We start from the raw sequence: 9,065 nt of genomic DNA on the forward strand, positions 1-9,065 counted from the left end.
CGATCTCACCTGCGATCGCTTCTCCCTTTCAAATTCAGCGTCGAAACAGCACCCTATGCCATCCATTGGGTGTGGAAAAATTCGCCCTTCGGCTTATCTGTGCGTTCGTAGGTATGAGCGCCGAAATAATCCCGTTGGGCTTGGGTGAGGTTTTGGGGGAGCCGTTCCCGTCGGTAGCTGTCGAAATAATCCAACGACGAGCTAAACGCCGGAACCGCAATCCCCAACTGATTCGCCATCACCAACACCTCACGCCAGGCCGATTGGCGATCGAGAATGCTCTGTTTAAACTCCGGTGCGAGGAGCAAATTCGGCAGATCCGGATTTTCCGTGAACGCTGCCTTAATTTTGTCGAGGAAACCCGCCCGGATAATACAACCGCCTTTCCAAATCCGGGCATCTTCACCCAGATCTAAACCGTAGTTATATTCCTGGGAGGCCTTGCGCAGTAACGCCATCCCCTGAGCATAGGAACACATTTTCGAGCAATAGAGCGCGTCCCGCACTTGGTTAATAAAGGTCTGCTTGTCGCCGCTGAAACTGCCCACCTCGGCGGTAATTTCCTGGGCTGCCGCGACTCGCTCATCCTTATAGGACGACATAATCCGCGCATTCACCGCTGCATACATCGTCGGCACGGGTACACCCAATTCCAACGCAGACATCACCGTCCAGCGGCCCGTCCCCTTCTGGCCAGCGGTGTCCATAATCAGATCCACCAAATGCTGATCGGTTTCGGTGTCCATCTTGGTGAAGATGTCGGCGGTGATTTCAATCAAAAACGAGTTTAACTCCTCGGTTTTGTTCCATTCGGCAAATACTTCGTGCAGTTCGGGGTTGGTCAAGCCTGCACCCAGTTTGAGCAGGTCGTAGGCTTCGGCGATCAGTTGCATATCGCCGTATTCAATGCCGTTGTGAACCATCTTGACGTAGTGACCCGCGCCACCACGACCGATATAGGCTACACAGGGGCCATCGTCCACTTGGGCGGCGATTTTGACGAGAATCGGTTCAAGTTCTTGGTAGGCGCTGGCGGTTCCGCCGGGCATCAGGCTGGGGCCTTTTAACGCGCCTTCTTCGCCGCCGCTGACTCCCATGCCCACAAAGCCGAGGCCGGTGGCTTCGAGGTCTTGGGTGCGGCGTTCGGTGTCTTCGTAGAGGGAGTTGCCGCCGTCGATGATCATGTCGCCGGGTTCGAGCAGGGGTTTCAGTTGCTCGATCACTTTATCCACGGGGCCACCGGCTTTGACCATCACCAAGACTTTGCGGGGACGTTCTAGGAGTTGCACAAATTCTTCGAGGGAGTAGGCGGCTTTGACATCTTTGCCTTGGGCCCGTTCCGCCATAAATTGCTCGGTTTTGGCGCTGGTGCGGTTGTAGACGGCGATGGGAAAGCCGCGACTTTCCACGTTGAGGGCGAGGTTTTCACCCATGACGGCTAGACCGATTACACCAAAGGTTCGCTTTGTCATATCTTGCTCTATATCCTCATCTATAGCAGTGCGGGCGCTTCAAAACAATGCAGCCCTTCGTACCGTTCAGCCTAGCCTGAACATTTCCGATCTACGCTAAAGAAGAGCTTAAGAACGGAGCGATCGCCCCTCCTTGGGGCAGTCCTCCCAAACCGCCCTAGGGGACAGTGGGACGGGGGCGATCGCGCCTTGACTGGACGGGGGCGATCGCTCCGCTTCGATCAACAATTCCGGACAATTCCCCATCCACACCACGCCGCGAGAGAATACCGTGGGGCCCGCCATCATCTGATAATATTATGTAGATATATTACAAATCCTTTAAGAATCTTAAAATCCTATGGAGCTACTGGTCGTTGGTGGAACAGGCACGTTAGGTCGGCAAATTGTACGACGTGCCATTGATGCAGGTCATTCGGTACGGTGCTTAGTCCGGAACCCTCGTAAAGCATCGTTTCTTCAGGAATGGGGAGCCAAACTCATTCAAGGCGATCTCTGTGACCCTGAGACCCTAGCTCCGGCCCTTGACGGTGTGGAGACCCTGATCGACGCAGCGACCACACGGGCAACGGATTCCCTCCGGATTCGCCAAGTGGATTGGGATGGCAAAGTTGCCCTGATCCAAGCCGCCAAAGCCGCCGGGATCAAACGCTACATTTTTTTCTCGATTCTCAATGCGGAGAACTTCCCGAATGTGCCCTTAATGGAGATCAAGCACTGTACCGAGAAGTATCTCGCCGAAGTGGGGATGGACTACACGATCTTGCGGCCCTGCGGGTTTATGCAGGGGTTGATCGGGCAGTATGCTGTGCCGATTTTGGATAATCAAGTGGTGTGGATTACCGGGTTGGGATCGGCGATCGCCTACATGGACACCATTGATATTGCCAAATTTGCGATCCGTGCCGCCGAAACCCCCGCCGCTGCCAATCGCACCCTGCCCGTCGTTGGCCCTCGTGCCTGGGGTGCTTACGAAATCATCCGCCTCTGCGAACGCCTCGCCGGCCAAACCGCCAAAACCGCCCGCCTCGAACTCCCCATCCTGCGCATCATCCGCGCCATCGTCCGCAGCTTCCAATGGGGCTACAATGTCGGCGATCGCCTCGCCTTCGCCGAAGTCCTTGCCAGCGAAACCCCCCTCGATGCCCCCATGGCGGAAACCTATCAACTCCTCGAACTCGACCCCGCCGAAACCACTACCCTCGAAGCCTATCTTCAAGAGTATTTCTCCCGCATCATGAGCAAACTCAAGGAAATCGGCTACGAAAAAGAAAAAGAGAAAAAACGCCGCCAGAAAAAAACCATTAAAGCAAAATAGGCAAAAACTGGGGAATCGTCTCATCCCCCTCCTCCTCATCCCAACTGTGTAGTTTTAGGGTCAATCCAGCCCCCTGACTACACAGGGAAAACCTCTATCCCTTAAAATTGCTGTACTCCATTCTCCCAAAAGCACCGTGCCGAAAATAGGCATCCTGTTCAATGACATTAAACCCACCGCCTGCCGCATTGCCCAAGAGCTAGAAGAAACCCTCACGGCAGCCGGCCATGAAGTTTGTGTGCGTTCTAGCCAAGGCGGCCTCCTGGGCTATCATCAGGGCGACGAACTCCCTTCCCCCATTGCCGCTGAATCCCTCATTCCCGATGGCTTTGACGACACCATGAGCTTCGGGATTGTCCTCGGTGGTGATGGCACGGTTTTGGCTGCCTGTCGGCAAGTGGCGGCCCTAGAACTCCCCCTCTTAACCGTCAATACCGGTCACATGGGGTTTTTAACCGAAACCTACGTCAACCAATTGCCCCTGGCGTTAGAAGCCGTCCAAGCGGGGAACTATCAGCTTGAAACCCGCTCCATGCTCAATGTCCAGGTGTATCGCCAGGATACCCTTCTTTGGGAAGCCCTCTGTTTAAATGAAACGGTCTTGCACCGGGAACCCCTCACCAGCATGTGCCATTTTGAAATCAAAATCGGCCACCATGCCCCCGTCGATATTGCCGCCGATGGGGTGATCATTTCCACCCCCACCGGCTCCACCGCCTATTCCCTCAGTACGGGCGGGCCCGTGTTAACCCCCGATGTGCCCGTGTTGCAACTCGTTCCCATTTGTCCCCATTCCCTCGCTTCGCGGGCCTTGGTGTTTTCCGAGAGCAATCCGGTGCAGATTTTCCCGGCCACGCCGAATCCGATGGTGATGGTGGTGGATGGCAATGGGGGCTGTCCGGTGCTGCCTCAGGATCGATTGTTGGTGCAGCGATCGCAATACTCCGCCCACTTCATTCGCCTCCAATCCCCCGAATTTTTCCGCATCCTCCGGGAAAAACTTGGCTGGGGACTGCCCCACATCGCCAAACCCACCTCCGTCGAACTGCCTTAATACGGTGCGATCGCAGCAATTTCCCCCCAAGTCCGACCCTGAACTGTAGCTGAGACTACCTTCACAACCCAATGATCATGGGACGCTACTTTCGATCCGTGGTGAGATTTCCCCATGCAAACGCCCCCCGAACTCGAAGTTTATAACCTGACCAAACGCTTTGGTTCCCTCGTTGCCCTTGACCAAGTTTCGATGAAGGTGCGCCCCGGTACGATTCACGCCCTCCTCGGTGAAAATGGGGCGGGAAAAAGTACCCTCGTGAAATGTGTGATGGGGTTTTATCACCCGGATCATGGTGATGTGATGATTGGCAAACAAGCCCGCCAGATTGACAATCCCCGCGACGCGCACCATTTCGGCGTTGGCATGGTGTATCAGCATTTCACCTCTGTCCCCGCCATGACCGTTGCGGAAAATCTCGTCCTCGCCCGCAACGAATCCCACCACCTGATCAATTGGGCCCAGGAACGGGAGCAATTAGCGGCGTTTATGGATACTTCTCCTTTTCAAATTCCTCTGGATGTCCCTGTGGCTCAACTGGCCGCCGGTCAAAAACAAAAACTCGAAATCCTCAAACAGATCTACCTCAAAAGTACAGTTCTGATCCTCGATGAACCCACCTCGGTACTCACCCCCAACGAAGCCGATGAGGTGCTGGGACTGTTGCGCGAAGAGGTGACAGCGGGCAAACTGAGCATCCTCCTGATTACCCACAAATTCCGCGAAGTCTCTGCCTTTACCGATGAGGTGACGGTGTTGCGGAAGGGAAAATGGGCCGGGAGTGGGCTGGTGGCGGATCTTTCCGTGGCGGAGATGTCGGCGATGATGCTGGGAGAAAGTAAGGAGCGCAAAGAGGTGGCCAAAGAAGGCGACCCGACGCAGTTACCCATGTTGGCGGTGCAAGGGTTGGGGGCGGATAAGGATAATGGCTTGCCCGCGATCGCAAACCTCTCCCTCACTGTCCATCGCGGCGAAATTGTCGGGATTGCGGGCGTGTCGGGCAACGGCCAAAAGGAATTTGTCGAAGTCTTGGCGGGACAGCGATCGCCCACCGCCGGCACGATCACCGTCAACGGCGAACCCTACCGCGCCACCCGTGAAGAAATGACCCGCCATCGTATTTTCGCCCTCCCCGAAGAACCGTTAAAAAATGCCTGTGTTCCCCATATGTCCGTCGCGGAAAACATGGCCCTGCGCACCTTCGATCGCCCCCCCCAAGCCAAATGGAGCATTTGGCTGATCTGGTCAGCGATTCGCCACATGGCCACGGGCTTAATCGCCTCCTTTAAGGTGAAAACCCCCTCCCCCGATACCCCCATTGAAAACCTCTCCGGGGGCAATGTGCAGCGAGCTGTCCTCGCACGGGAACTGTCCGAGGAAGGGATTCAACTCCTGATCGCGGCTAACCCCTGTTTTGGGCTAGATTTTGCCGCTGTGGATGATATTCATAGCCAAATCGTGGCGGCCCGTAATCGCGGTGTGGCGGTGCTATTGGTCAGTGAAGATTTGGACGAGTTATTGGTATTGAGCGATCGCCTCATCGTCATGAGTGAGGGTAAATTCGTCTACGAAAGTGCGATCGCTGATGCCGACCTCGCCACCATCGGCCCCGCCATGGCCGGTCATTAAACACACACCAACGGTTTGAGAATTACGATAGAGGTGAAAGGGTAACCGTTGAACAGATTGAGGTGAGCGATGCAAACTTGGCAAACGTGGATTGGACTGTGTCTCCTCCTTGGCAGTTGTCAGCCCTTAGCACTCGAACCGGAAACCAGCGATCGCCCCACCCCAGATGCGATCGCCCCACCCGCCGCAGCCCCACCCGCCGCAGCAACAGCGATCGCCACCCAACCCCTCAACCCCACGCCGATCACCATTGCCCTCAACGAACTTCCCGCTCCCTACGCCTCCAACAGCGTCCGCAAATCGCCCCAGGTCATCGCCCCGCCCGCCGATGCCTCCCTCAATGTTCCGGCTGGATTTGTGGTCAACATCTTCGCGGACGGATTGGATCATCCCCGCTGGCTCGCGCTGACCCCCAATGGTGATGTCCTCGTCACAGAAACGCGCCAAAACCGCATCCGCCGCCTGATTGACGCAGATCGCGATGGTGTTGCCGAGCAGGTTGAAACCTTTGCCAGCGCGGCGAACGGCTTAGATATTCCCTTCGGTATGGCCTTTGCGGCGGGGTATTTTTTCCTGGGGAATACGGACGAGGTGCGGCGCTATGCCTTGGTCGCCGGACAAACCGCTTTGGAGGGTACAGGCGATCGCATCGTCGCCTTGCCGGGGGGTGGATATAACCAGCATTGGACTCGCAATGTCGTGGTTTCACCCGGAGGCGATCGCCTCTACATTTCCATCGGTTCGCGCTCCAATGCCGACGCAGAAGACCTGCCGCGTGCATCGGTGCAAACCCTGGCGCTTGACGGTCAAACCCTCGAAACCTTTGCCAGTGGTCTCCGCAATCCCGTCGGTTTAGACTTTCATCCCGTCACAGGCGAACTCTACACCACCGTTAACGAGCGCGACGGCCTCGGCGATGACCTCGTCCCGGACTACTTCACCCGCATCCAAGCCGGCGAATTTTTCGGCTGGCCCTATGCCTATCTCACGCCGCAAAATTTAGACCCACGCCACCAGACCAACGGGCAGAGCACAGCCCCCGATCTCGTGCGTCAAACCCAATTGCCTGATGTCCTCTTTCAATCCCATTCGGCGGCGTTGGGGTTGCAATTTTATGACGGCAACACCTTCCCCGATCGCTACCAAAACGGCGCATTTGTCGCATTCCGGGGGTCATGGAATCGGAGCACCGGAACAGGATATAAAGTGGTTTTCGTCCCCTTCGATGTCAACGGTCGGCCCGTGGGTCACTATGAAGACTTTTTAACCGGATTTTTGGTCGATCCCAGCGGCCCGACAACCTGGGCGCGGCCCGTAGGACTCTTGGTGATGCCCGATGGCTCGTTATTAATGACGGACGAGGCTAATCATCGCATTTATCGCATTCAATACAGTCCCTAACGGCGTGAGGGTTGGTGGGGTTGAGAGTGCGATCGCACCCACCCTCGCCACCTTCAACCGTTCTTGCTCATGATTCATTTCATTCTAGGCAGCCTTGGGGGTCAATGAATCCACGAAAGGACGCTGTTATCATGGGTGATCATTGAAACAAGTGCTGACGATCTAAAAATAGCCAATGACTACCCGACTAGAACTTGAATCAGCTATCAAACAACTGCCAGAGCAGGAAATTCGAGATCTGGCAAACTGGCTTCAAGAGTATCTTGATCAAATGTGGGATCAACAACTTGAAACTGACGTTACATCAGGCAAATTAGATCACCTCATTGCTAAGGCAGAAAAAGATATTGCCAAAAATAATGTGAGGGATCTAGATGAAGTCCTTTACAACGAGTGAGTTTTGGAAAGCCTATGCCCATCTATCCCCTAAAATACAAAAGCAAGCGCGAAAAGCTTATCAACTTTGGCAGAAAAACGCATTGCACCCTTCTTTACATTTTAAAAAAGTGGGTAAAAATTTGTGGTCTGCCCGAATCAGCGGTGGATATCGAGCGTTAGCTTTGAAAAAAGACAATAATTATTATTGGATTTGGATTGGCGATCACCATCAATACGAAAATCTTTTGAAGTGATGTTGCACGATGCAGTTGAGGCTTGAATGGAAAATAGAAGTGCGATCGCTCCACCCTCAACCCCGCAATTCCCTGTAGGGTGGGCAGTGTTTCCGTCGATGGTCTGCCGTACAATAAAGACTGTTCTCCGTCACGCAAATACGTCATGGCTTGGCAGTCGGGTCAATCTCTCTACGGCGATCGCTACTCTATCGTCAAAAAAATCGGTCAGGGTGGTTTCGGCATCACCTATCTAGCCCAAGACCAACAGGGTCAGCAGGTGGTGATCAAAACCCTCAAGGATGAGATCATGACCAACCCCGATTATGCCGATTATCGCGATAAGTATTTACGGGATTTTAAAGATGAAGCTCTGAGTCTGGCGGTCTGTCGCCATCCCCACATTGTTCAGATCGAGAATGTTTTCAATCATCAAGGCTTGCCCTGCATTGTGATGGAATATATTCCGGGGTTGGATTTGGGGCAGCGGTTAAGGCAGCACGGCAAATTATCGGAAGCGGACGCGGTGCGGTATGTGCAGCAGGTGGGCGCGGGGTTAGCTGTGATTCACCAAAAGGGGCGACTCCATCGTGACATCAAGCCCCAAAACATTATGGTGCGGGCGAATCGGGATGAGGCGGTATTGATTGATTTTGGGGTTGCGCGGGAGTTTTTGCCCGATGTCACCCAGACTCAAACAGCTATCTTAACCCCTGGTTTTGCACCGATTGAGCAATATGATGAGCAGGCGCGACGGGGTGAGTTTACGGATGTGTATGCGTTGGCGGCAACATTGAGCGCGTTGGTCACGGGTGCAAGTCCGCCGCCGTCGTTTATGCGGGTTATTAACGATCGCTTTCAGGTTCCCCAGAATTGTAGTGCGGCGGTGCGGGCGGCGATTGAGCAGGGAATGGCGATTCCACCGGAGGATCGCCCCAAGACAGTAACAGCGTGGCTGTTATTGTTACAGCCTTCTACGCCTCGGTTACAGGTTCCGGCACGGTATCAACGCTTAGCGGAACTGCTCAAAGCAGGGGATTGGCGAGGAGCCGATCAGGAAACAAGCAAGCAAATGCTAGTGGTGGCGAACCGAACTGAGGAAAGCTGGCTTGATGTAAAAAGTATTGATAATTTCCCCTGTGAGGATTTACGCGCCATTGATCAGCTTTGGGTGCATTACAGTAAGGGGCGTTTTGGGTTCAGTGTCCAGAAGCGGATTTATCAGGCGTTGGGCGGAACTAGGCAGTATGATGAACAGGTCTGGGAAGCGTTCGGGGATGCGGTGGGCTGGCGCAACGGAAAATCTTGGTTGTACTACAAAGACGTAACATTCAACACTCGAGCACAGGAGGGACACCTCCCGTATATGTGGTCGAACAGTTTTAGTTATGGGGGGGGGGTGGAGTTGGAGTGGGAGATTGAGTGGGAGGAACAGTCTGCTCTCGCGTCGAGACTTGTAGGTTGTAATATATAAGAGTTACAGACTTTTTTTCAAGAATCATTAACTCGTTAATTCCCACGAAGTTATGCAGGGTCTGGCTTTTCGATGCCTGGTGCTCGAAAAATGAGTTCTTGGCTCA

General features: G+C 54.3%; 9 protein-coding genes. 7 read left to right on the forward strand and 2 right to left on the reverse strand.

Translation table 11 applies throughout. The features are described 5' to 3' along the window. Positions 1-53 precede the first annotated feature (53 nt). Together gnd and PN477_RS16835 are read right to left on the reverse strand one after the other, a co-directional pair. Positions 54-1,472 (reverse strand): decarboxylating NADP(+)-dependent phosphogluconate dehydrogenase, encoded by a 1,419-nt coding sequence (gnd, locus tag PN477_RS16830; RefSeq protein ID WP_272119586.1) that lies wholly within the window; start codon positions 1,470-1,472, stop codon positions 54-56. Between the two features lie 108 nt (positions 1,473-1,580). Further along, positions 1,581-1,760 carry a hypothetical protein gene (locus PN477_RS16835; protein WP_272119587.1) on the reverse strand — a complete coding sequence of 60 codons (180 nt, stop codon included), beginning with the start codon at positions 1,758-1,760 and terminating at the stop codon, positions 1,581-1,583. Positions 1,761-1,812: 52 nt separating this feature from the next. Here PN477_RS16835 and PN477_RS16840 point away from each other — a divergent pair, with 52 nt between their 5' ends. The 7 genes from PN477_RS16840 to PN477_RS16870 all read left to right on the forward strand — a co-directional run bounded on the left by PN477_RS16840 (position 1,813) and on the right by PN477_RS16870 (position 8,959). After that, positions 1,813-2,790 (forward strand): NmrA family NAD(P)-binding protein, encoded by a 978-nt coding sequence (locus PN477_RS16840; protein ID WP_272119588.1) that lies wholly within the window; start codon positions 1,813-1,815, stop codon positions 2,788-2,790. 136 nt (positions 2,791-2,926) lie between these two features. Next, a complete protein-coding gene (locus PN477_RS16845; protein ID WP_272119589.1) occupies positions 2,927-3,844 on the forward strand; it encodes an NAD(+) kinase in 918 nt (305 codons plus the stop codon). Between the two features lie 114 nt (positions 3,845-3,958). Further along, a complete protein-coding gene (locus PN477_RS16850; RefSeq protein WP_272119591.1) occupies positions 3,959-5,473 on the forward strand; it encodes an ABC transporter ATP-binding protein in 1,515 nt (504 codons plus the stop codon). 69 nt (positions 5,474-5,542) lie between these two features. Further along, on the forward strand, positions 5,543-6,874 hold the full coding sequence (locus tag PN477_RS16855) for a PQQ-dependent sugar dehydrogenase (RefSeq protein WP_272119593.1): 1,332 nt from the start codon (positions 5,543-5,545) through the stop codon (positions 6,872-6,874). 175 nt (positions 6,875-7,049) lie between these two features. Beyond that, on the forward strand, positions 7,050-7,271 hold the full coding sequence (locus PN477_RS16860; RefSeq protein WP_272119595.1) for a hypothetical protein: 222 nt from the start codon (positions 7,050-7,052) through the stop codon (positions 7,269-7,271). Then, a complete protein-coding gene (locus tag PN477_RS16865) occupies positions 7,249-7,506 on the forward strand; it encodes a ParE family toxin-like protein (protein ID WP_272119597.1) in 258 nt (85 codons plus the stop codon). Before PN477_RS16860 ends, PN477_RS16865 begins: the two co-directional genes overlap by 23 nt. Before the next feature lie 145 nt (positions 7,507-7,651). Next, entirely contained in the window at positions 7,652-8,959 is a 1,308-nt protein-coding gene (locus tag PN477_RS16870; RefSeq protein WP_272119598.1) for a serine/threonine-protein kinase, read from the forward strand. The last annotated feature ends 106 nt before the right edge of the window (positions 8,960-9,065 follow it).

It is taken from the genome of Spirulina subsalsa CS-330, assembly GCF_028330765.1.
Lineage (GTDB): Bacteria > Cyanobacteriota > Cyanobacteriia > Cyanobacteriales > Spirulinaceae > Spirulina > Spirulina subsalsa_A.

Coding starts and splice junctions, on each gene's coding strand:
- PN477_RS16850 (WP_272119591.1), top strand. CDS start 3,959: ATGCAAACGCCCCCCGAACTCGAAGTTTATAACCTGACCAAACGCTTT.
- PN477_RS16865 (WP_272119597.1), top strand. CDS start 7,249: ATGAAGTCCTTTACAACGAGTGAGTTTTGGAAAGCCTATGCCCATCTA.
- PN477_RS16840 (WP_272119588.1), top strand. CDS start 1,813: ATGGAGCTACTGGTCGTTGGTGGAACAGGCACGTTAGGTCGGCAAATT.
- PN477_RS16870 (WP_272119598.1), top strand. CDS start 7,652: ATGGCTTGGCAGTCGGGTCAATCTCTCTACGGCGATCGCTACTCTATC.
- PN477_RS16835 (WP_272119587.1), bottom strand. CDS start 1,760: ATGATGGCGGGCCCCACGGTATTCTCTCGCGGCGTGGTGTGGATGGGG.
- gnd (WP_272119586.1), bottom strand. CDS start 1,472: ATGACAAAGCGAACCTTTGGTGTAATCGGTCTAGCCGTCATGGGTGAA.
- PN477_RS16860 (WP_272119595.1), top strand. CDS start 7,050: ATGACTACCCGACTAGAACTTGAATCAGCTATCAAACAACTGCCAGAG.
- PN477_RS16855 (WP_272119593.1), top strand. CDS start 5,543: ATGCAAACTTGGCAAACGTGGATTGGACTGTGTCTCCTCCTTGGCAGT.